General features: G+C 51.1%; 16 protein-coding genes. 10 read left to right on the top strand and 6 right to left on the bottom strand.

All coding sequences use genetic code 11. The features are described from left to right. Positions 1-39 precede the first annotated feature (39 nt). The 5 genes from spoT to AR688_RS00915 all read left to right on the top strand — a co-directional run bounded on the left by spoT (position 40) and on the right by AR688_RS00915 (position 6367). The gene (gene spoT / locus AR688_RS00935; protein ID WP_068227906.1) at positions 40-2163 is read left to right on the top strand and encodes a bifunctional GTP diphosphokinase/guanosine-3',5'-bis pyrophosphate 3'-pyrophosphohydrolase; all 2124 of its coding nucleotides are present in this window, start codon (positions 40-42) and stop codon (positions 2161-2163) included. Positions 2164-2168: 5 nt separating this feature from the next. After that, a complete protein-coding gene (locus AR688_RS00930; RefSeq protein ID WP_068227905.1) occupies positions 2169-2561 on the top strand; it encodes a RidA family protein in 393 nt (130 codons plus the stop codon). Positions 2562-2568: 7 nt separating this feature from the next. Then, positions 2569-3393 carry a substrate-binding periplasmic protein gene (locus tag AR688_RS00925; RefSeq protein WP_068227902.1) on the top strand — a complete coding sequence of 275 codons (825 nt, stop codon included), beginning with the start codon at positions 2569-2571 and terminating at the stop codon, positions 3391-3393. Next, a complete protein-coding gene (recG, locus tag AR688_RS00920; RefSeq protein ID WP_068227900.1) occupies positions 3393-5477 on the top strand; it encodes an ATP-dependent DNA helicase RecG in 2085 nt (694 codons plus the stop codon). Before AR688_RS00925 ends, recG begins: the two co-directional genes overlap by 1 nt. Positions 5478-5581: 104 nt before the next feature. Further along, the gene (locus AR688_RS00915) at positions 5582-6367 is read left to right on the top strand and encodes a putative hydro-lyase (protein ID WP_068227898.1); all 786 of its coding nucleotides are present in this window, start codon (positions 5582-5584) and stop codon (positions 6365-6367) included. Positions 6368-6377: 10 nt separating this feature from the next. Here AR688_RS00915 and AR688_RS00910 read toward each other — a convergent pair whose 3' ends face one another. The 3 genes from AR688_RS00910 to AR688_RS00900 are packed head-to-tail and all read right to left on the bottom strand — an operon-like array spanning position 6378 to position 11163. Next, positions 6378-7406: a hypothetical protein gene (locus AR688_RS00910; RefSeq protein ID WP_068227896.1), complete on the bottom strand. Its 1029-nt coding sequence runs from the start codon at positions 7404-7406 to the stop codon at positions 6378-6380. After that, the gene (locus tag AR688_RS00905) at positions 7403-9187 is read right to left on the bottom strand and encodes a HEAT repeat domain-containing protein (protein ID WP_068227893.1); all 1785 of its coding nucleotides are present in this window, start codon (positions 9185-9187) and stop codon (positions 7403-7405) included. The genes AR688_RS00910 and AR688_RS00905 overlap by 4 nt, the downstream gene beginning before the upstream one ends. Before the next feature lie 35 nt (positions 9188-9222). Continuing rightward, a complete protein-coding gene (locus AR688_RS00900) occupies positions 9223-11163 on the bottom strand; it encodes a hypothetical protein (RefSeq protein WP_068227890.1) in 1941 nt (646 codons plus the stop codon). A 390-nt stretch (positions 11164-11553) separates the two neighbouring features. Between AR688_RS00900 and AR688_RS00895 the strand changes: the two genes are divergently transcribed. Next, positions 11554-12951 carry an alpha/beta hydrolase gene (locus tag AR688_RS00895; RefSeq protein ID WP_197412075.1) on the top strand — a complete coding sequence of 466 codons (1398 nt, stop codon included), beginning with the start codon at positions 11554-11556 and terminating at the stop codon, positions 12949-12951. 103 nt (positions 12952-13054) lie between these two features. Here the strand turns inward: AR688_RS00895 and chrA are convergent, their stop codons facing one another. The 3 genes from chrA to AR688_RS00880 all read right to left on the bottom strand — a co-directional run bounded on the left by chrA (position 13055) and on the right by AR688_RS00880 (position 16921). Then, positions 13055-14392 (bottom strand): chromate efflux transporter, encoded by a 1338-nt coding sequence (gene chrA, locus AR688_RS00890; protein WP_068227885.1) that lies wholly within the window; start codon positions 14390-14392, stop codon positions 13055-13057. 164 nt (positions 14393-14556) lie between these two features. Beyond that, positions 14557-15228 (bottom strand): penicillin-insensitive murein endopeptidase, encoded by a 672-nt coding sequence (locus AR688_RS00885; RefSeq protein WP_068227883.1) that lies wholly within the window; start codon positions 15226-15228, stop codon positions 14557-14559. A gap of 106 nt (positions 15229-15334) precedes the next feature. Then, positions 15335-16921 (bottom strand): PGAP1-like alpha/beta domain-containing protein, encoded by a 1587-nt coding sequence (locus AR688_RS00880; RefSeq protein ID WP_068227881.1) that lies wholly within the window; start codon positions 16919-16921, stop codon positions 15335-15337. A 227-nt stretch (positions 16922-17148) separates the two neighbouring features. Here AR688_RS00880 and AR688_RS00875 point away from each other — a divergent pair, with 227 nt between their 5' ends. From AR688_RS00875 to AR688_RS00860, 4 genes are all read left to right on the top strand, one after another. Beyond that, complete coding sequence (locus tag AR688_RS00875; RefSeq protein WP_068227879.1) at positions 17149-18054, top strand: LysR family transcriptional regulator; 906 nt, start codon at positions 17149-17151, stop codon at positions 18052-18054. 299 nt (positions 18055-18353) lie between these two features. Next, the gene (locus AR688_RS00870; protein ID WP_068227877.1) at positions 18354-21434 is read left to right on the top strand and encodes a TonB-dependent receptor; all 3081 of its coding nucleotides are present in this window, start codon (positions 18354-18356) and stop codon (positions 21432-21434) included. A 128-nt stretch (positions 21435-21562) separates the two neighbouring features. Then, positions 21563-22330 carry a SapC family protein gene (locus tag AR688_RS00865; RefSeq protein ID WP_068231001.1) on the top strand — a complete coding sequence of 256 codons (768 nt, stop codon included), beginning with the start codon at positions 21563-21565 and terminating at the stop codon, positions 22328-22330. A gap of 10 nt (positions 22331-22340) precedes the next feature. Next, positions 22341-23375 carry a cupin-like domain-containing protein gene (locus AR688_RS00860; RefSeq protein ID WP_068227874.1) on the top strand — a complete coding sequence of 345 codons (1035 nt, stop codon included), beginning with the start codon at positions 22341-22343 and terminating at the stop codon, positions 23373-23375. Positions 23376-23390: the final 15 nt, after the last annotated feature.

Raw genomic sequence — 23390 nt, 5'->3', positions numbered from 1 at the left:
ACGGCGTGTTTTATTTGCTGTCGCAGTTTGGGAGCACAGGTGTATTTATTTGAAGGTCTGAAAAACCAGATTAGTGCCTATTTGCCGCCAGAGCAGGTTGCCTTAGTGCAACAAGCCTATGTAGTGGCAAGGGATGCGCACGCGCCACAAACCCGATCCAGCGGCGAGCCCTACATAACCCACCCTGTTGCCGTAAGCAGTATTCTGGCCGATATGCACATGGACCACGAAACCTTAATGGCTGCCCTGCTGCATGATGTCATTGAAGATACCCCGGTAAGCAAAGAAGACTTAACCCGGCTGTTTGGTAACACCGTAGCAGAGCTGGTGCAGGGGGTAAGTAAGCTGGATAAGGTAAAGTTCAAAGACTATCAGGAATTTGAAGTTACCAACCTGCAAAAAATGTTTATGGCGATGACGCAGGATATCCGCGTTATTTTAATTAAACTGGCCGATCGTACCCACAATATGCGCACTTTAGGTGCCCTGCGACCAGAAAAACGCCGCCGCATTGCCAAAGAAACCCTCGAACTGTACGCCCCCATCGCTAACCGCCTGGGTATTCACAATATTAAAAACGAGCTGGAAGACTGGGGTTTTCAGGCACTGTACCCTATGCGTTACCGTGCGTTATCTACAGCGGTAAAGCAGGCACGCGGCAACCGGCGCGAGCTGCTGGAAAAAATTCAGCATGAAATTTTAGGCCGTTTAGAGCAAGCCGGCATTAATGCCGATGTTAGCGGCCGGGAAAAACACCTGTACAGCATCTACCGCAAAATGAAAAACAAAGAGCTGATGTTCAACGACGTAATGGACATTTATGCCTTTCGCGTAGTGGTAGACAGCGTTGATCACTGCTACCGCACTTTGGGTGTCGTGCATAACCTGTACAAGCCGATTGAAATTCGTTTTAAAGACTATATCGCTATTCCAAAGCAAAACGGTTATCAGTCGCTGCATACCTCGCTAATTGGCCCGCACGGTATCCCGGTAGAAATACAAATGCGTACCCGCGAAATGGACGAAATGGCCGACAAAGGTATTGCCGCGCACTGGATGTATAAAGCCAACGGCCAGCATCAGGACACTACAGCGCAAATTCGTGCCAGAAGGTGGATTCAAAGCCTGCTGGAATTACAGCAAAATGCCGGCAACAGCGCTGAGTTTGTCGAAAATGTAAAATCAGAGCTGTACCCGGACGAGCTGTATGTGTTCTCCCCCAAAGGTAAAATTGTTGAGCTGCCTATTGGCGCCACAGCAGTAGATTTTGCCTACGCCGTACATACCGACATTGGTAACCGCTGTGTAGGTGCTAAAGTAGACAGGCGTCCCTACCCGCTGAACAAACCACTGGAAACCGGCCAGACGGTAGAAATTGTCACCAGCCCGGGCGGTAAACCCAATGCCAACTGGCTAAACTACGTAGTTACCAGCCGGGCTATTTTGGGCATTCGTAACTACCTGAAAAAACAGCAGCAAAATGAATCTATTAGCCTGGGCCGGCGCTTGTTAAGCTCGGCGTTAGGTGAAGTTAAACTGGAAGATATCGCCCCGGAGCGGATAGAACAGGTACTGCAAAACACCAAACAAAAATCGTTAGACGAGCTTTGCAGTGAAATTGGCCTGGGTAATCAGCTGGCCATCGCCGTAGCACGGCGCCTGCTGGGCGAGTTTGATTCTGATGAATCCAGCAGTAAAGACAACAATGGCCCGATGCCGAAAAGCAAAGCCTTTATTATTGGCTCTGAAGGCATGTTGCTGACATTCGGCAAATGCTGCCGGCCGATACCGGGCGACGACATTGTCGCTAACGCCACGCCAGGCAAAGGCCTGAACGTACACCGGGCCGATTGCCGTAATATTAAAGGCTGGGACAAAGAGCCAGGTAAGTTTTTCCCGGTACGCTGGGACAAAACCGGCGACAAACAGTTCCTGTGTGATATCCGCGTGTTTATTGTTAACCGTCAGGGCGTGTTGGCTAAACTTACCACCCTGATTGCCTCGCAAGGCTCCAATATTCAGGACTTAGCCACCGACGATCGCGACACCGGTGAATACGTAATTAAAATTACGCTGTCGGTGCGTGACAGGGTGCATCTGGCTAATGTAATGCGCAAAATCCGCGTAATGCCAGACGTACAAAAAGTTTACAGAAGGAAATAAACAGCATGTCTAAAGTTATTATCCGTACCAGCGATGCCCCGGCCGCTATTGGCACTTACAGCCAGGCGGTAAAAATTGGTACTACAGTATATTTATCCGGCCAGATCCCTTTAGTACCGGCTACTATGCAGTTGGTATCAGAGAACTTTGGCGAGCAAACCCATCAGGTATTTAAAAACCTGGCAGCGGTGTGCGACGCAGCAGGTGGCAGCCTGAACGACATGGTAAAGGTGAATATTTTTCTTACCGATCTTGGCCAGTTTGCCACGGTAAATGAAATTATGAGCCAGTACTTTGCCGAACCTTACCCGGCCCGCGCCGCTGTCCAGGTATCGGCCCTGCCGCGCGCCAGCCAAATTGAAATAGATGGCGTGATGGAAGTGCCCTCTACGCATTAGGCCGACAATGACCAAAGCCCGTCTGCTCTGCCTTACTGTTACCGTTGTGCTGGCCAGTTGGCTGGCAACTGCAACAGTGCAGGCAGAAGAACCACTGCCGGGCGAAAGCGAGCCGCAGCTGCTTTGGTGTCTGGATCATTTTTCCCGCTTTCATCATTATGAAGATGTCACCACACCTTACGGCCCGTCGGTTGATTTAATGCAGGAGTTAGCCCGCCGCGCTGGCTTTAAGCTGATTTTTACACCACAAACGCCGGTAGCCCGTTGCCTGCGGCTCATGGCAGAAGGCGAAGTAGATTTAATGTCTAACCTGAAATTCAGTGCCGAGCGTGACGCCATCATGCACCTTTTGCCCTACAATAAAACGGTGCCGGAAAGCCTGTTTGTCCGCCAGGATGACAGGCGTCAAGTGGAAACCGAAGCACAATTGCAGCAACTAACACTGGTAAGTATCCGCAGCTATGTTTATTCACCGGCGCTAATGGCATTACTAAAGCAAAAACAACGTCAGATTGTTGAAGTAGACTCGATTGAAGCCGGGCTGGAAATGGTAATACGGGGCCGGGTAGATGGTTTAGTCGCACCTACCGTCAGTACATCTGAAGCTATTAATAGTGTCAGCAGTTACCATAACAAATTCCGTAATGCAGGTATCGATTTCAGCCGCGGCCAGTCTGGCTTTATTCATATTGGTTTGTCACGGCTAAGCCCTTATGCAGCAATGGAGCCTATACTGCGCCAACATCTGGCCACAATGTTAAACGACGGCACGGTAGAGCGTTTATATGCAGAGCCCACCAGACCTGCCCCCCAGTTGAATACACAGCCCTGATGACGTTAGCCGATTCTGTTGCCAGACAACCTGTTTCTGCCATTAAAGGCGTCGGCGCCAAAGTGGCCGAGCGGCTGGAAAAACTGGGCATACAAAGCGTACAGGATATTCTGTTTCACCTGCCGCTACGTTATGAAGACCGCACCCGCATTTATGCTATCGCCGATTTAATGCCACTGATGCATGGCACTGTGCTGGGCGAGGTTACCAGCAGTGAAATACAAATGGGTAAAAGGCGCAGCTGGTTGGTAAAAATCAAAGACGGTAGCGGCTTTCTTACCCTGCGTTTTTTTCATTTTAGTGCCGCACAGAAGAACGCTGTTACCCCAGGCGTGCTGCTACGCTGCTTTGGTGAAGCCAAACGCGGCCCGCGCGGGCTGGAAATGCTGCACCCGGAATACCGTGTACACAGCGACGAACTGCTGACCGAAGTAAGTGAAACCTTAACCCCCATTTATCCCACTACGGAAGGTTTACGCCAGGCCACCTGGCGCAGCCTTACCGATGCTGCGCTGCAGTATTTACAACGCAGCCAGCCAGATGAATATCTGCCAGCAACCATGCTGCGTCAGCCTTGGTCACTTACTGAAGCCTTAACCTATATTCACCGGCCACCGCCGGACGCCAGCCTGCAATTACTTGAACTGGGTAAACACCCGGCGCAGCAACGGCTGATTATTGAAGAGTTAGTGGCGCAGCAACTGAGCATGCACAAGCTGCGTAGCCAAAGCCAGCAACAACAGGCTATAGCGCTGCATATTGACAACAGCCTGCAGCAGCGTTTTTTAGCCGCACTGCCGTTTTCGCCCACTAAAGCCCAGCAGCGGGTAACCGATGAAATACGCCACGACTTAAGCCAAACCCTGCCAATGTTACGCTTAGTACAAGGCGATGTAGGCTCAGGCAAAACCCTGGTGGCAGCATTAGCTGCCCTGACAGCGATAGGTAATGGTTATCAGGTGGCGTTAATGGCGCCCACTGAATTGCTAGCCGAACAACACGCGGTTAACTTTGCCCGCTGGTTTGAACCTTTGAGTATTAGCGTGGCCTGGCTGGGCGGTAAAACCAAGGGTAAGGCGCGGCAAACCACACTGGCGGCAATAGCTGACGGCAGCGCGCAAATGGTGGTGGGTACACATGCGCTGTTTCAGCAACAGGTAGAATTTCATGCCTTAACGCTGATTATTATCGATGAGCAACACCGCTTTGGTGTGCACCAGCGCTTAGCGCTGCGTGAAAAAGGCGGTATCGAAGGTAAGTATCCACATCAGCTGGTCATGACAGCCACCCCTATACCGCGCACGCTGGCGATGACTGCTTATGCCGATTTAGACACTTCTATAATTGACGAGCTGCCGCCCGGCCGCACACCGGTAACCACAGTGGCGATACCGGATACGCGGCGCGATGATATTATTGAGCGGGTGCGCAGCGCCGTGCAAAGCGAACAGCGCCAGGCGTACTGGGTATGCACCTTAATTGAAGAGTCTGAAACGCTGCAGAGTCAGGCCGCCGAAGATACGCTGGTATTGCTACAACAGGCACTACCCGACTTACGCATTGGCCTGATCCACGGCCGGTTAAAAGCTGCCGAAAAACAAGCGGTAATGCAGCAGTTCAGCAGTGGCGAATTAGACCTGCTGGTGGCCACCACGGTAATTGAAGTCGGCGTAGATGTACCCAATGCCAGTTTAATGATTATTGAAAACCCCGAGCGGCTGGGTTTAGCCCAACTGCACCAGCTACGTGGCCGCGTGGGCCGTGGCAGCACCGCTTCGCACTGCGTATTGCTGTACCATGCGCCACTGTCACGCACCGCGCAATCGCGGCTTGGCGTACTGCGCGATTCTAACGACGGCTTTGTTATTGCCCAGCGTGACCTGGAAATTCGCGGTCCAGGCGAACTGCTCGGCACCCGCCAAACGGGTATTTTACAGTTTAAAATTGCCGCTCTAGCCCGCGACGCCGACTTACTGCCACAGGCACAACAACTGGCCGTGCAGTTATGGCAACACAACCGCCCCGCCAGCCTGGCGCTAATCAAACGCTGGCTGGCTAATAAAGAAATTTATGGGAATGCCTGAGATAACAAAACTGGCTATAAATTACTGCACCCTGCCGTATTGCGCTGGACGACAGATGCTGTGCTGCGCAATATAACAGCGGTATTTCGCCAAAGGACATTCGTATGACAGCTCTAACCCCTTACCAGTTACGCCTGCAGTGTCGCAGTGGTGCCTTTAGCGGCAATACCTCTGGTTTTGCGCCGGGTTTTGTTCAGGCCAATATGGCGATATTACCCAAACAGTACGCCGCCGATTTTCTGCAGTTTTGCCACTTTAACCCCAAGCCCTGCCCGTTGCTGGGCATGGCGGCAACACCTGCCGCTATTGATATGCCCTCTTTGGCACAGGATCTGGATATCCGCACTGATCTGCCAAAGTACCGCATTTTCCGCAACGGCCAGCTCACAGATGAAGTAACCGATGTGCGTGATGTGTGGCGTGATGATTTAGTCACCTTTTTAATTGGCTGCTCGTTCTCGTTTGAAGAGTCGTTATTGGCTGATGGCCTGGAAATCCGTAATATCACAGAGAAAGTAAACGTGCCGATGTACCGCACTACTATCGCCTGCACGCCAGCCGGAGTATTCCACGGCGGTATGGTGGTGAGTATGCGGCCAATGAAACCGGCCGATGCGATACGGGCAATACAAATTTGTTCGCGCTTTCCGCAGGTACACGGCGCGCCGGTGCATTTTGGCGACCCGGCCGCCATTGGCATTACTGATATCAATAAGCCGGACTTTGGCGATGCGGTAACAATAAAGCCCGGCGAAGTGCCGGTATTCTGGGCCTGCGGTGTTACCCCCCAGGTGGCGATAGCCAATGCCAAAGTGGATTTTTGTATTACCCACAGCCCGGGCCATATGCTGGTCACCGACTTAACTAACAGTAAATTGTCGGTGTTTTAACTAAAGCAAACTACAACTCTGTCACAAAAGGGTGTGCCAGTATCCGTGAGCGCTGCTCTGAGGTGAGCCCGGTGGCCGTGGCGGCTAACGGAACGCGGTGCATTAAATTGTGAGTACTTGTGCTGGCTAAGTCATCTTTGCTGCCATCAAGTTCTTCCGGATGCGCCAACCCGAGATAATGGCCGATTTCGTGGGCCGCTAAGCGCGCTATTTCGTTAACAGTGCCGGGTGGTGCCCCGGCAAAACCACAACTGGTCCGGGCAACAAAAACACCATCGGCGGGCCCTGCGCCACCCGGAATTCGCGGTGTAAAGCCGGCCAACTGTTGCAAGCCAAACGATGTTTGTTGCAACAGACAGGGCCCGATAACCAGATCAATAGTGTCTTGCGCTTTCGTTGGCAACAAAGCCAATATAGCGGCTAACGGTGAGAAATCAGCCTGACTTTGCATAATCAGATCGGTATCGGCAATAACCTCTACACCTGTGATGGCCATGTCCAGCTGCAATTCAAAACCGATCAGTTGTGCCAATAATTCCGCATCTAACTCAGCGCTTATCGCCTGGCTCAACACCAGCCGTAGTTTAAGCCCCGGATTAGTGGGCAGTTCGGATAAACGTGATTCAACCCTAACGCTGGTTGGCAGCATACCGGTAGCAGCTGTATCGCACGGCACAGCTGCAAAGCTAATATGGCTCAGCTCTGCGGCTACGCCTTCTAACACCAATAAACCGGCTTGATGCAATTTAGTGGTGCGCCAGATATCGGCATCAGATGCTGCCGGGTCGGCAATCAGCTCCTCACCGGTAACACTAATAGCAGAAGATACCTGCAAGCAGCCTTGCGGTTGAGCGCTGACCCGAAGGGCGCGGCGCAAGTTATCCAACGGTACTGCTACGGCAGAAGTGCTACCCGGCCCGCTATCTACCGAGACCGACGCCAGCGGTGTCCACAGCACTGGCTCACTGGCGTGTTCGCTATTGCAGCCGGCAATAGCGGCTGCAATAACTGCGCACAAAAACGCTGATGATGGTTTCATCTTAGCGCCCTGGCCGGCACATAGCGGCCAATCTGCATTTTAAGCTGAGCATCGGTTTCGCGTTTATATTGCGCGATTAGCAGTTGCTGTGCCCTTTCAGTTTGTTGGCTGCCCAGTAAATCGATGGTAGCGGCACGTTGGTTGGCATCTGACGAGTTGATGCGTTTTTCCAGCACATCCACCAGCTCCGGCGAGGTAGCACCGGCATGTTTTAATGCATCGATCAATGCAGTGCTCACCTGCGGATCGCTTTCCAGCACCAGCGCATCCAACAACGCAGGTCGGGCCTGCTCCGCCGGTAAGCGTGATATGGCATCAGCAGCCCGGCGACGGGTTGCAGTCGACTGCGCGCTAAGCTCCGTGCTTAATACATCGACAAAGGCAGCATCACCGGTATTACCCATGCTGTCAATTAAGATTAGCCGTTCACTTTGGTCGGCGGCGCCGACAAGCTGTTGTTGCAGCGATTGCATAATGTACTGGCGTAAAACCGGGTCTTCTGATCGGGCAACCATACTGCCTGCGCCCAACAAGCTGGCATTGCCGGCAAGATCTTTGATCATAGAGCGTGACAGCAACAGCTCGGCGACGTCCTGGCTTGGCGTGCCAACGTCGGCCAGTGCGGAAGCGGCTCGGGATTGATCGCCCTGGCTCATCGTAGTGTCAAACACCATATCTGACAGCGCTTCGCGGGCGTTATTCAGGCCGGATAACTGCAAGGCTAAAAAAGCCGTCGGCCGGGCATCATCAGTCATCTGTCCGCGCAGCTCTGCCACTAACAAGTCGACATCTTCCGGGTGTTTCTTCAACCAGGCGGCCATTTCCAGTGCGGCATCAAAATAACGTGGCGGCGAGTCTGTGATCGCACTGACAAAGGCAGTATAAGTTTCCGTGTAACTTTGCTGCTGCGTTATAAACTCGTCAAATTCCGGTGCTAAATCATAAGGGACAGATTTTTCAGCCAACGCCCAATCGGTTTGTGGAATGGCAGCAAACAGTTGATCATCGCGTTGCAATGAAAAGCGTTGCTGCATAATCACTTCCGGCTGACCAGCAACCTGCAAGCTCATTATTTCTTCACCGCTGATAGCTTGCCACCACAGTGGTTGTGCCGGGTTAAACATGGCAGTGGCTTGCGATTTCTGCACCGAGATCTTAATACCAAAACTGTCGGCGGCACCACGTATCAGATGATCTGTTTTTTGCCGCTGAATTTGCAGTGGTGCCTGGTTAAGCACACTAAAGTTCGCGGTGTAATCGCCCAGCCCGTCTAACGCAGCACTCTGCCATTGCGTTGCACCTGCTTGCGGCAGCAAAAAGGTGAAATTATCCAGTTGGGTGGCCACCAACAAGCGGCTTTTCGGCTGCCATTGCGGTGCAAAGGCAGTACCGCTAATGGCGCAGTTGCTGTCCACTTGCAGAAAAAACGGCAAGCCTTGCGGTGATTCTGCGCGCTCTGCCGCTAAGGTCATATCCTGGCTAAGGTTAACCTTGCTGAAGCTTGCCCGCACCCGCGCAACACCGGCATTAAGCGCTTCAACCTGCCAGCTCATCACACCCTCAAAGGTATCGCTTTGCCCCTCTGCGGTAACCGTTGAGCTAAAGCGGAACGCCGCAGTTTGGCCTGCACTCAGGCGGCAACTTGCCGCCTGCGATGCTTCTGCTGCAAGCTCTGCCTGCGCGGAGCCGGAGCCCCGCCAGGGGTTGAACGCTATTACCGCCGCAACAACAGCAGCAGCGGCGGCTAACAACGATACTGTTTTAATCTTCAAACCTGTCATATTCAAGTCTCTCCTGTATAACGCCCACGCCGGTACTACAGTAATTCCAGCGTGCCTCCGGTACTGCGTGTTAACAGGTTCTGCGTAACAGGTTTAGACGAGAAACTGACCAGCGTAACGGATTTACTGCGGCGGAAACGGAACACTTTAATGGTACCAACCAGCTTAACTTTGCCGCTGATGGTCTGCAGAGTATGATCCAGCGTAACATCACCGCGTACTAAAATACGGTCGTCATCCGTCAAGCCAAAACTTAATACCCCCGTTAATGGGAACTTATTTTCCAGGAAGCGTAAGTTGGCATCAACACCGGCTTTAACGATGCGTAAATCCAGACCACCGAAGATACGGCCGGTAAAACTGAAGTTTGGCGCCACGGTACGGGTTAAGTAACCGCAAGTGTTAACCGCTTCTGCAGATACCAGCAATAGTTGGCACTCTGGCAGGTCAGTAAGCAGGTCCATGTCATCGTCAACATCAATACCCACACGGCCGCCAGCGCTGATTTTAAAACCCAGCCGCACCGGGCCAAAACCAAAACCTAAACCGGCAACTTCCTGCGCTTTGTCCTGCTTGAATTCATTCTTCAGTTTCAGGTGTTCTTTGCCTTCTTTGGTATCGCCGGCTACCACTTTGTTGAAGGCTTTAATTTGATGAAAATAGGACGATTTATCTTTCGTTACTATGGCTTCAGCTATGGCTTCAGCAATTGTAAAATCAAAGCTTTTGCCAATATTGCCGCGTAGTGCCACTTCGCCGGTGGCACGGCTTAAAATACCGTTGCGGCTTAGGGTGTTGTCGACATCCATTTCAGATTCAATGGCAATGCGGGAGTTACCGGCGTTGCGCTTTTGGTTCTTTTTAAAGGCCGTATTACTCGCCGCAGTAACGGCGGTCGCACTTTCACGCTCTAAGTTAATGTCCACATCTTTACAGTCGTTAGTAAGATCGCCATCGTTACCATTCTGAGAGAAGCTGGTTACCACACAGCCCCGCAAAATAAAGTGCGTTTCGTTTGCCAGATCTCCGTCTTGTACTGCAGCGAGATCCGCGCCTTCCAGATACAGGTCATGGGTAACCTCATCAGCAATGCCCGGTTGAATTTCATTAAAACTGTAAGATGCTACTGTGCTGTCATCTTCCTGACCAATCATTAACGGCAAGATGATACCCGGTGCACTTTCAGGAATTAATACATAAGTCAGCGTAACAGACGCCGGCAATTTGCCTAATTGGTCTAATTGCGCTTCGGTCATGCCATAGGTTAACTCCTGCTGGATGCTCAGGCCGGTTTCAGCGTCTACCACTTGTAAATCTTCCGGAATTTCAGACGCATCAATTTTAGAAAAATAAGGATCGGCACCATTGAACACAAAACCGGATTGTACCGACAATACCGGCGTGGCAGATTCGCCTGCTTCGGTGATAGCCAGCAAGGCTACGGATGATTCAGTGGTTAATTCATACTCTACATCTGTGCCACCTTCGCGCAATGTCAGAGTTGGTAAGGTGGCTGTTACGTTACCTTTAAGCTCTTCTTCATCGCGAAAAAAACCAACTTGCAGTTCTACTTCGCGTCCGGCTTCGGCCAGGATTTGGCATTCGCTGACAGGCCAGATAAACTCGTTTGCTACCACAACCGGCTCACCGCCAGCCGGTAACTCTACATCAATAGCATTAGAGCTACATACGATCGGTGCCGCCGGGTTGGCCGGGTTTTTCTCGACAAAACTAAAACTAACCGGAATATTTGTCACTTCCGTTATGCTGGCGTCAGTGCCGCGAATGGTAAATGAAACCGGGATCCGGTGATTAAGTGCAAAAGCTTGGTTGGTATCAAAATCCATTGAAAAATCAGACATTTCGATATCAAATTCAACAACAACCGGCTCTTCGACTGCTGAGTCACTGCCACCGCAAGCGGTTAAGGTTGTCAGCAATACCAACGCCAACAGTGGTGTTTTTATGGTTAACATAACAAAGTTCTTCCCTAACAAAAATTAAACCAGCAGACAGCCTAACCAGCTACCGTGGTAGCCAGCGTGGTCATAAGCGTGGTATTTCCGGCGTTAAGGCGTGGTATTTCAGAGTTGTTAATGCAGTTTCAACTTGAGTTGTTGATTTTAAAGCATTCCCGTTGCACAATTTGCACATTAAAACTGAAATAAATACTTATGCCGTATAAATGCATAAGTATTTTAAAAGAACCTAATGTAACAAATTGCCTAAAATAGCAGCATGTCACAACACCCTGCGGCACATGGGCTGGTTTACTTAGCAATATAGTCTTGCAATGGCTATGTTCTAAAAGAATAGACCGCATAAGATTACGCAATATTAAATTAATAACTGTCAGGTAACGTGTTGTGCAAATTTCGATAAGAATGCTGGGTGAACTACAGGTTTTCCACAATAACCTGCTTGTTCGGCTGCCGGCGTCGAAACGTAGCCGCGCCCTGCTGGCGTATCTGGCATTTACTGCCCGGCCACACCGCCGCGACAGATTATGTGAAGTATTCTGGGAAGTACCGGATGACCCTAAAGGCGCATTACGCTGGTCACTAAGTAAGATCCGGCCACTGGTGAATGACGCTGACACAGAACGGCTGCAGGCAGACCGCGAGCGGGTATCGCTGGTGAGTAGCGATATCAGTATCGACCTGCACCAGCTAAAAGCCGACAGCCAGCGCAACGATTTATCCATTGCCGAACTGGAAAGCCTGCTACAACAAAGCCAGCAGCCTTTTTTACAGGGGCTGGATTTACCCGATCAGAGCCTGTTTCAAGATTGGTTAACGGCAGAGCGTAATGAGCTACAGCAACTCACCGGCAAGTTGCAAGCCCGTTTAGCCTCGCACACCACGCTGAGCAGCCCGGATAACTGGCATACCATAGAGCCACCCGCCAGCCGCGAGTTGCTCGCGCGACAAAAAGTACAATTTTGTACCGCGCATGATGGTGTCCGTATTGCTTATGCGTCTGTAGGCAAAGGCCCTACCATTGTCAAAGCTGCTAATTGGCTTAGTCATTTAGAACATGATTGGAATGCGCCAATCTGGAGCCCACTGTTCCGCGATTTAGCAGCAGATCATCATTTTGTCCGCTACGATGAGCGCGGCAATGGTTTATCAGACTGGGACGTGGCGGATATTTCCTTCAGCGCCTTTGTAACCGATCTGGAGACCGTGGTAGACGCTAACAAGCTGGATAAATTTGCGCTGCTGGGTATATCACAAGGCGCGGCGGTATCTATCGAGTATGCTATTCGTTATCCGGAAAAAGTGTCACATCTTATTCTGTTTGGTGGTTACGCCGCCGGCTGGCGTATTGGTGCCACGGAGGCCTTAACCAAAGAGCGCGAAGCGGTGATGACATTAACAGCCGTAGGCTGGGGTACAGATAATCCGGCATACCGGCAGATATTTTCCTCTACCTTTATGCCGGATGCCAACGAAGCGGAGTTCAACTGGTTTAATGATTTTCAGCGCTTAACCACCTCAGCCGAAAACGCAGTAAGATTTTTATCGGTGTTTGCCGACATCGACGTACGCCACCGCCTGGCGCAGGTAAAAGTACCCACTTTAGTGATTCATGCCATGGGCGACCAGCGCATACCAATAAGCGTAGGCCGCGATATTGCTGCAGCTATTCCTAATGCCGAATTTGTTGGCCTGGAAAGCAATGGCCATTTATTGCTCGGGCGCGAGCCAGCATCAAAAACCTTTGTGCAAGCCATACGCGATTTTATGGCCCGTCATCAGTAAGGGTACCTACGTTAAAGTAGATTTTTGCACAACTCACAGGCCGGACCATATGCTGGTAACCGATTTAGCCAACAGTAAATTGCCGATGTTATGATGCAAAAAACTACAGCAGTAGCTGAATGATGATACCCGCCACGGCCGAACATGCCAGCACCCGCATTATGCCCTGGTTATAGCGAAATAAAGCGATGCCGGCGGCGATACCCAGCAGTAAAGCCAGCCAGTCGATACTGCCACCCAACCCCTGCGGCAGCAGCACATGGTAGCCAAAAAACAACGCCAGATTAACAATAACCCCCACTACAGCCGCCGTAATGGCGGTAAGTGGCGCAGTAAAGGCGGCTTGCTTACGGCTGCTTTCTACCAGCGGTGCGCCGACTAAAATAAACAGGAATGACGGCAAAAAGGTAAAGAAGGTGACAATGGCAGCTGCCAGTATACCGGCCAGTGGCAGCATGTTTGGCCCGAACAGCTGCTCTGCCCAGCCGGCAATAAAGCCGACAAAGGCCACCACCATAATCAGCGGCCCTGGGGTGCTTTCGCCCAGCGCCAGCGCGTCTATCATTTGCAGTGCAGTCAGCCAGCTGTAGTGCTCTACCGCGCCCTGATACACATAGGGTAATACCGCATAAGCACCACCAAAGGTTAGCAGCGCTGCCTTGGTAAAAAACCAGCCCAGTTGCACTTGCGGGCTATGCCAGCCATACAGCGCAACCAGCACGCCAAGTGATACAGCCCAGATCCCCAGCCCCAGAGCAATACCCAACACAAATTTGCGCCAGCTAAATAACTGCCACTTTGGTAATACGGTATTGTCGTTGATTACCGCAGCACCGGCTTTAACGCTGCCATGCGTTGCCGGTGGTACTGTAAGCTGCGCCGGCCACCAGCGCATCAGCAGCAGACCAATAAGCGCAGCAGCAACCACGATATACGGAAACGGCAGCTTAAATAGCGCTATAGCAATCAATGCCGCCAGCGCCAGCAGTTTAAGCGCAGTAGTATGTAAGGTTTTTTTACCGATACGCCAGGCGGCAAACAGCACTATGGCGGTAACCGCCGGTTTTACGCCATACAACAAGCCCTGCACCAGCGACATCTCGCCATGCGCCAGATACAACCAGGCCAGCAGGCTTAAGATAAAAAACGACGGCAAAATAAACAACAAACCAGCGATTAAAGCGCCTTTAGCACCGTGTAATAACCAGCCAATATAGGTGGCCAACTGCTGCGCCTCTGGCCCTGGCAGCAGCATGCAGTAGTTTAGCGCATGTAAAAACCGCGCTTCGGAGATCCAGCGGCGTTTTTCTACCAGCTCCTGATGCATCATACCCAGCTGGCCCGCCGGGCCGCCAAAGCTGATAAAACCCAGTTTCAGCCAGTAGCTAAATGCTTCTCGCAGGCTAACGGTTGTGGCCGCAGAAGATAAGGGCTGTGGCATAATTAAGTTATCCTGCTCTGGTGAATAGGGTTGTCAATCTGACCGGCAAAGTATGCCCAAATAATATGACAGCAGCATAGCCAGCACGCAAAGCAGTTCTGTGCTCATCGGCTATGGGCTCCGCTTAACGTTAAAAGCGTGATAGTAAGATAAATACATGCCCACTATTTAGCGCATGGCACAATAAAATCAACATGATAGTGTTCATCATGCCTTACCCAGGAGCGCTTTTTCGACAACTCAAGGTTAGCTTTTATATAAGCACCATACTGCGTTTCAAACAGGCCAGGTTGTAATTGCGGGTCAAATATTACCCGCCATATTGTATGGTCGCGGGCTTTAGCGGCTTTATCAAGTGCCACGATATGCGCCGCCAGCGCGTCGTAGTCAATGCTAAAGTCGCCATACTGGCCATTGTTATCAAATTCTATATCGTAACCAAATCTGTTCCATGGGTAGGTTGGTAAATGAACTGATTCGCCCTGCTTATTTTTTACCGGTGTCATAAAATCGACCGACAGGCCATTACGATGGGTTTTATGCGGCTTAAACTGGCCGCCGTCTTTAAAGCCGGTTTCCGCATATTTATACACAGCGTCCGGCCGCTCTTTCGCCAAAGAGTGGTAAGCAGCCGTTACTATTTCTTTTACCTCTGAATGCACATAGGTACGCCCCGCCAACATGGCAATTTCACTGTAAGCAACAAAATTAGCGCCGCTGCCAGGCAGTGCTGCGCCATGCTCCAGGCGCCCATCTGCTGTGGTGCCATAGCAAATACTGTCAGCCGCCCAGGCGGTGCCAGATAACATTATGCTAAAAAGAAAAACGTATTTCATACTAAAAAAACCTGTGCTGCGGGCTGTACGCAAAGTTTACCGCCATTGCATTTTATATGTCGGCAGATAGCCCTATTGCAACATGTATTGGTTTTATTAACACTACTCAGGACCAGGGTCTGGCTTCTATGCGTAATGCGCCCCGCAGGCCAGGGCGGGTTTTCTGCTCTATCGGAATATTAAACACAAAACCCTGGCTCGCATCGCCTTTGCTCAACAAACGCACGTCTGCGTCTACGCCGGGTTTACCGGGGTTGATATCCTGATAACCATATTTAACCCGCCAGCCCCCCAGCGCCTTTTCATCAGGGAAAGCTTCAACCAGAATTAACTGACGGAAGATAAAACCGCCCTCATAATGCCGTTTCATAAACAGCACACCGTCCACTTCGTAATCAGGCACCAGCACTTTTAAATCGAAGGCAAAACTGACAGATTTCGACGTTTTCACACTCTTTTTTGGATCGAGAAATACGGAAAACAGGTGTGGGCTCATCGCACGGTCCGGCTTGCGTTCAGTACCGTCCCTGCCGGGAAAAAGCTGACCATAGCTGCGAAAAATGGCAGAGTTTTCACGCACCTCGCGCCGGGTTATTTGCCACTGACAACCGCGCACACTGGCGGCAATTTCAAACTGGTATGACGCGCGTATCGTTTTGCCATCTTTCAGGGCTTTCTGCACCTCCATCGGTAAAGTGATATCGTCAACATCCAGGATGCCATCGACACGCAGTGTACCAAACAAGAAACGGGTGAGGTTCTGATACCCTTCTTCAGAGTTTACAATGCCATAGTGCCCGGAATGGCTGCGGTGCACAAAAGCGCGTGGTGAGGCGACATCCTTGCCATCAAAGCCCGGCCCGTGGGTGGTGGCGTTTTCAATACGCACCAGCCCGTCACTGGCGTCACCTGCCGCCCAAGCCGAAATACCACCAGCAACGTTGTAGTCACGCGGGTTGGTGCCAACAAGGTTAAAGATGCGCTCAGGGGGGAAGTTTTTTACCAGGCTTACGTCATCGTCTCTGGGTACATCAAGGTATGCCGCCATCTTCTCGCGGTTAAAGTTGTTAACATCACCGAATGAAAGCCAGCCAGGTATGTTGCGTACAATACGCATATCAATACCATTATGGGGCGTGGCATAGGTAAAAACCTTATCTACCGCCGAGCGCGCGGTTGCCGAGCCTAGTTTGGTATTTTGCAAAAAGGCGCGGCAAACCAAACCGCCCATAGAATGCGCCACCAAATGCACGCGGAAGTCTGCCGCTGTCATATTGTTTGCCTTATTGGCACACACTTTATCCCGCAAGCGCAGGATAAGTTGATCCAGCCCTTTGGCAAAGTGCTCAATCGGTGGCGTTTCACCGGTGCCAAAATCTTTAGAGGCTTCGTCGTAGTAGCGGTAAATAATGATACTGCGATACGGCACCGGGTGATTATTGCGCTCGGCCGCCACCAGATCATCACCGTCAACAAAAACATCCTCGTACTTGTGATCACTCATCAGGCGCACCAATGGTGACTCGAAGTAAAAGCGTTTGACATCACCGGTCCAGGCTACGCGCGACTTAGTGGAACCAACATTAAAGCCCATATAAGGGTCGGCGACCGTTTCCTCAATCTCGCCCTGAGTAGCAGCAAAGCCGCGGACATAGATGATCGGATGATAAGGATGCTGTGAATTTGTGGCCATAGCAGAGGCTCCGTGTTGAGTGAAATTGGGTCAGGGTTTGTAATCACAATCAATGACACCCGAGCTAACACTGCTGAGCTGTTAAAGTGCGCTGATGTTGAGCATTTATTAATCAAAAACTTTAGTTTAAAAACTAATAAAACGTGAGGCATTAGACACATGATTAAAAATGGTATATTTCTACTTATAAATGAATATTAATCATACATCGTAACCAAGGTAGCAGCATGATTGAAAAAATTCACCTAAGTATTTTGCGCGAAATCGCCCGCCAGGGCTCACTAACAGCGGCAGCCAGCAGCCTGAATCTGACCCAGTCGGCATTAAGCCACACCATGAAAAAGCTGGAGCGGCAGGGCAATATCAATTTGTGGCTAAAGGATGGCCGTAATATCCGGTTAACCGAAGCCGGTAACTACCTGTTAGAACAAGCCAACCGGCTGTTGCCGCAGTTTGAGCGCATAGATGATACGCTGCGCCAGTTTGCCGATAATGAAAAAGGTAGCCTGGGTGTTGGTATGGAATGCCACCCTTGTTATCAGTGGCTACTCAAGGTCGTACAGCCGTTTTTGGCGCAATCGCCGGGGGTAGATATCGACGTAAAGCAGCGCTTTCAGTTTGGTGGCATGGCGGCGTTATTTAACTACGATATAGATTTACTGATAACACCCGACCCAATCAACAAAGAAAGCATAGTGTTTGAACCGGTGTTTCCGTACGAGCTGGTATTGGTGGTAAGCCAGCACAGCAAACTGAGTGGTTTAAGCCAGGTAGCGCCGGCACAACTAAGCGACCAGGTATTGCTAACCTATCCGGTAGAAACGGCGCGGCTGGATATTTTTCAGCAGTTTTTACTACCGGCGCAATGCATGCCCAAATTACATAAAACACTGGAAGCCACCGACATTATTCTGCAAATGGTGGCGGCTAACCGCGGCGTGGCTGCTATGCCAAAATGGCTGGCACTGGAGTATGCCACCAGCCTGCCGATTCATCTGATCCGCTTAGGCAACAGCGGTATTCATAAACATATTTATGTCGGTTACCGTAAGCAGGAAAAACTGAATAAACATATCCAAACTTTTATTACCCTGGCCAAAAGCAGCGGTGCGGCATTATCGGCACCGGTTTAAGCATCACCCGCCAAAGCAGTAAAACACAGCCATGCCACAGCGTTTTTACTTTGCATTTGCAGCACATAATAAAAAAAGCAAGAAGGTAACGCATTTTGACAACTTCCCCGAAGTGACAAGATTACTACAATGATTGTCGGGGGTTGGCTATTCGGCATGGATGTGCAGGAAGCCGTTAGGTCAGCGCCTGCACAAATGAACATGCTGGCAGTTGCTGACACCTGAAGTAAATAACAGCGTCACTGCCCTATTGTTTGATTTGAATGACTTATAACAAATCACGAGGGGATGTAGACAAAATGGAAAACAGGAAAAAATTTAGCCGGACAGCATTGGCAAAAGCTATGTCATTGCTGCTTGGCAGTACCGCTGGTATGCCGTTATACGCACAGCAAGCCCCGCAGACCGACGCTGTCACACCGGCAGACATTGAAGTAATTCAAGTGAAAGGCGTACGGTCAAGCATGCAGGAAGCCGCTGATATTAAACGTAATTCAATGGGTGTGGTAGATGCCATCTCTGCTGAAGATATCGGTAAATTTCCCGACACCAACCTGGCAGAGTCACTGCAGCGTATTACCGGTGTGTCTATCAGCCGCACCAATGGTGAAGGCTCTGAAGTAACAGTACGCGGCTTTGGCGGCGACAATAATATGGTTACCCTGAACGGCCGTACCATGCCCTCTGCCACCACTTATGGTGCAGGCTCAGGTGCTGACGGCACCACCCGCGGCGGTAGCGCCCGGGCTTTTGATTTCTCAAATCTGGCGTCGGAAAGTATCCGCGCGGTAGAAGTATATAAAACCGGTAAAGCCAATATTGCTACCGGCGGTATTGGCGCCACGCTTAACGTTAAAACAGCCCGCCCGCTGGACACCGGCGAAACCGTAGCCAGTGTTGGTGTTAAAGCAGCACACGACACCACCAACCGCAGCGGAGATGATATAACACCGGAGATATCCGGTATTTTCAGTCATGTGCTGGATAATGACAAATTCGGTGTCAGCATTTCTGCCAGCCACCAACAGCGTGATTCCGGTTATACCGGCGCCACCGTAAACGACTGGCAAGTAGATTACTGGGACGATATCGTCGATGCCGACCGGCTGTGGAACAACGAGGCCACCGACGTAGTCAATGCGCCAGAGCAAGGCCAGCTATATACCCGGCCGAATGATATCCGCTATGCGTTTTCCAATACTCAGCGCAAACGTGATAACGCTCAGCTTACGCTACAGTTCAGGCCAGTGGATAACTTTACCGCAACGGCAGACTATACCTTTGCTGAAAACAATCTGGTTGAACACCGTGGCGAAATTACCAACTGGATCCAGGCAGGCAGCAACACTCAGATAGTAGAATTTGACAATAATGCGGTTAAAACGCCGTCTTATATTCAGGAAACCTATGCCAGCGCCGTAGATGAAGGCTATGAGCAGCAATGGCGTGAACAAACCAATACACTGAAATCTGCCGGTTTAAATCTGGAATATCAGGTTAATGATGCACTAACTCTGATGTTGGATGCGCACAGTTCGGAAATGTTTAGCCGCGGTACCGGGCCACGTAACTCCGGCGAACTGGCCGTGGGTCTAGGCGCGCCTATTGTTACCTCGCGTGAATGGTTCTGGGGCGCAGACTTACCCACTTACCTGAACGTGTATGACGACACCTTGCCGGATAAAGGCGCCAACGCCAATGGCGTGGTAGATGCCGGTGATGTCGGCTCATCGATTGCCCGTATTCGTAACGCCAGCCAGGAAAGCAAAATTAAACAGCTTAAACTGGATGGTATGTACGAACTGGCCGATGGCCGCTTTGATTTTGGCGTAGAAATGCGCAACATGGAGTCACGTTCTATCCAGACCGCCGGTAACAATATCGCGCTGGGTAACTGGAACGTAGGCAACCCCGGCGAGTTTGGCGATTTAATTCAACCGTTCGACTTACCCGGCGAGTTTGATGACTACAGCCCGCTGTCTGGCGGCTATGGTTTTATTGCCGATCCGCGCGCGCTGTACACCGCCGCGCTGGATTTATATCCCGGCATTCCAACTACTGTAGAAAGTGCGCTGTCGTATGACAATATCGTCAAAGAAGACACCAAAGCCGTATACTTTCAGGTGGCATTAGGCGGTGAACTCGGTGGTATGCCGTTTGATATATTAACCGGCTTGCGCTATGAGAAAACCGAATCGGAATCCAGCTCGCTGGTTAGCCGGGTATATTTCCAGTGGGAAGATAACAACGATATTTTCTCCTACGTAGACTCAACCGTACCACCAGAGCCGGCCTTTGCCGAGAATGATTACGACTACCTGCTACCCAGCCTGGACGTTACATTGAACCTGACAGATGACCTTGTCAGCCGCTTCTCGTACAGCAAAACCATCGCCCGCGCCGGTTTGGGCAGCCTTGGTGTATCGGCGTCTAACTTTGGCGGCGGCGGTGGCTCTACCCTGTTAGGTGCCCAGCCTACTGCCGATGCCTCTAACCCGGCGCTGTTGCCGCTGGAATCAAGTAACTACGACCTGTCGCTGGAATGGTACTACAACCCGTTCAGTTATATGTCGGCCGGTGTCTTCCAGAAAAACGTCATTAACTTTATCGGTAGCCGCCAGGTTGATCAGCCACTGCTGGACATTCGCGACGTAACTGCTGGCCCGCGTGCTTTAGCGGCAGCGCAGGCGGTGCAGGATGCCGGCTTCCCGCTGGACGATACCTATCTGTACGCCATGATGGTATTTAATGAGTACCGCACCCATCCGGATATGATTGCCGAATTTGGCGCTAATCCGCAATTTACCGGCACACCGGCACAACTGGATTTCCTCGCCAATAACCCAGGCTTTGATTTACGTGCCACCGATGAAGATCCTGAAGTAATCTTCCGCACCAATACACCAGACAACAACCGTGCAGCCAAAATTTATGGTGCTGAATTTGCTATCCAGCATTTCTTTGGTGAAAGCGGCTTTGGCGTACAAGCCAACTACACCATAGTGCGCGGCGATATTGGCTTTAATAACACGGCAAACCCTAATGAATCGCAGTTTGCTCTGGTTGGCCTCAGTGACACCGCCAACCTGATTGGTATTTACGAAAAAGACAGCTGGCAAGCGCGGATAGCCTGGAACTGGCGTGATAAATATCTGGCTGAAGTAAACAAAGGTGGCTCAAATAACCCCAGGTATGAAGAAGCCTACTGGCAAATCGATGTGAATGTCAGCTACGACATTAACGAGCAACTGACTGTATTTGCCGAAGCATTAAACCTGACCGGCGAAAACAGCCGTTCTCATGCCAGGAATGAAGCCATGCTGTGGTATTTAACTGATCTGGGGCCACGCTATCAGATTGGGGTACGTTACGACTTCTAGCCGCTGATCCCGCCAGCACCGCTGGCGGGAATCCGGTATCGGTTGTACATTAATAACCAGGCCGCTATTGCAGCGGCCTTTCCTGACCAACGGGAGTGATTGCTAAACAGCAGACACAGGATGTAAAAATGCCCCGACATGCACTGTTAAACAATATCAACCACCAGCATACCCGCGTACTGCACCGCTTTAGCGCAGAATACGGCGACAACGTTGCCAGCACTCTGGTGTTTCCTACCGAATTTACCGAACTGCAAAAAGAGTACCCCATTTTGCTGCGCCGTGACGCTGATGATAATCAGTATCAGGCCATCGCCTTGTTAGGCTTTGCTGCAGATGAAAATTTATACCTGAATAACCAGCAGCCGTCTGGCTGGGACGCACGTTATATTCCGGCCAGTATTGAAAAAGGCCCGTTTCTGATTGGTTTTCAACGCCAGGGCAATGACCCGGACGACGCACCCAACCCGGTAGTGCATATTGATATGGACCACCCGAAAATCAGCGAGCAATACGGCCAGCAACTGTTTTTACCGCAAGGCGGCAACAGCCCTTATCTGGAGCATATTTCGGCCCGGTTGCAGGCGATTCATCAGGGCTTGGCTATAGCACCGGCGATGTTCGCTGCTTTTAGCGAACTGGAGCTGATAGAGCCGGTCAATATTGAGTTCAGCCTTAACAATGGCGAAAAATACCGCTTAACCGGCAACTACTGCATTAATGCTGCCAGTCTGGCCGCGCTGCGTGGCGCACAGCTAGAGCAACTGCATCAGGCCGGTTTTTTACAGCTGGCATATGCCATCGTTAATTCAATGAGTAATATCCGCAGCTTAATTGAGCGCAAAAATCATCTGAGCCAGGCGCCATCTGCCACGGTAAGCGATAAACCGCTATGAGCAAGGCGCTATGCTGAATATTACCGGCCGCAGCCGCATTATTGACACCTGCCAGAGCGGTGTTTTACCGGCGGAAATCGTCAACGCCAAACAGCCCGTAGTGCTAAAAGGCCTGGTAAAACACTGGCCTATGGTGCAACTGGGGCAGCAAAACCCGGCACTGGTGGCCGATTACCTTAACAGCCACTACAACGGCAAACCCACTCAGGTATATTACGGCGAGCCCGGCCTGAATGGCCGCTATTTTTATGATGACAGCGACAGCAAACTCAATTACCAAACCCGGATGGGGCGGGTAGATGAGGTACTGCAGCAAATTCTGGCCTGGCAGGAGCAAACACAGCCACCGTCTGTTTACATTGCGTCTAACCTGCTGCAGAGCCATTTTCCTACCCTGCCAGACCAGCACAATATGCAGTTACCCAAAGCCGAGCTGGGCTATGACACCGAGCCAGACCGCGTCAGTATCTGGCTGGGCAACCGCTCGCTGGCAGCCTGTCATTATGATGCTTCAGAGAATCTGGCTTGCTGTGTGCTGGGTAAGCGGCGTTTTACGTTATTTCCGCCAGAGCAGGTCAGCAATTTGTATCCGGGGCCACTGGAACCGACACCGGGCGGCCAAGCCATCAGTATGGTCGATTTTAGCAAGCCGGATTTACAGCGTTTTCCTAAGTTCCCCGCTGCCGTAGCAGCCGGCCAGATAGCCGAGTTAGAACCCGGTGATGCCCTGTATTTACCCAGCATGTGGTGGCATCAGGTAGAGGCACCGGGCACATTTAATATTTTAATTAATTACTGGTGGAGCACAGCCCCGCGTTATACCGGCTCGGGTATGAACCTGTTGTACCACGCCCTGCTGTGCCTGCGCGATAAGCCCGAGCATGAACGCCGCGCCTGGCAGGCGCTGTTAAATTACTATGTCTTTGATGACCCCAAACAGGCCGGGCAACATTTGCCTGAAGCCGCCCGCGGTATACTGGGCGAGCTGGATGAGATGCAGGCGCGCCAACTCAGAGCCATGCTGCTAAACCGGTTAAATCGCTAAAAAATATTATAAAAA

Source organism: Rheinheimera sp. EpRS3 (assembly GCF_001513785.1).
Classification (GTDB): domain Bacteria; phylum Pseudomonadota; class Gammaproteobacteria; order Enterobacterales; family Alteromonadaceae; genus Alishewanella.
This window is presented reverse-complemented; position numbering and strand designations above follow the sequence as displayed.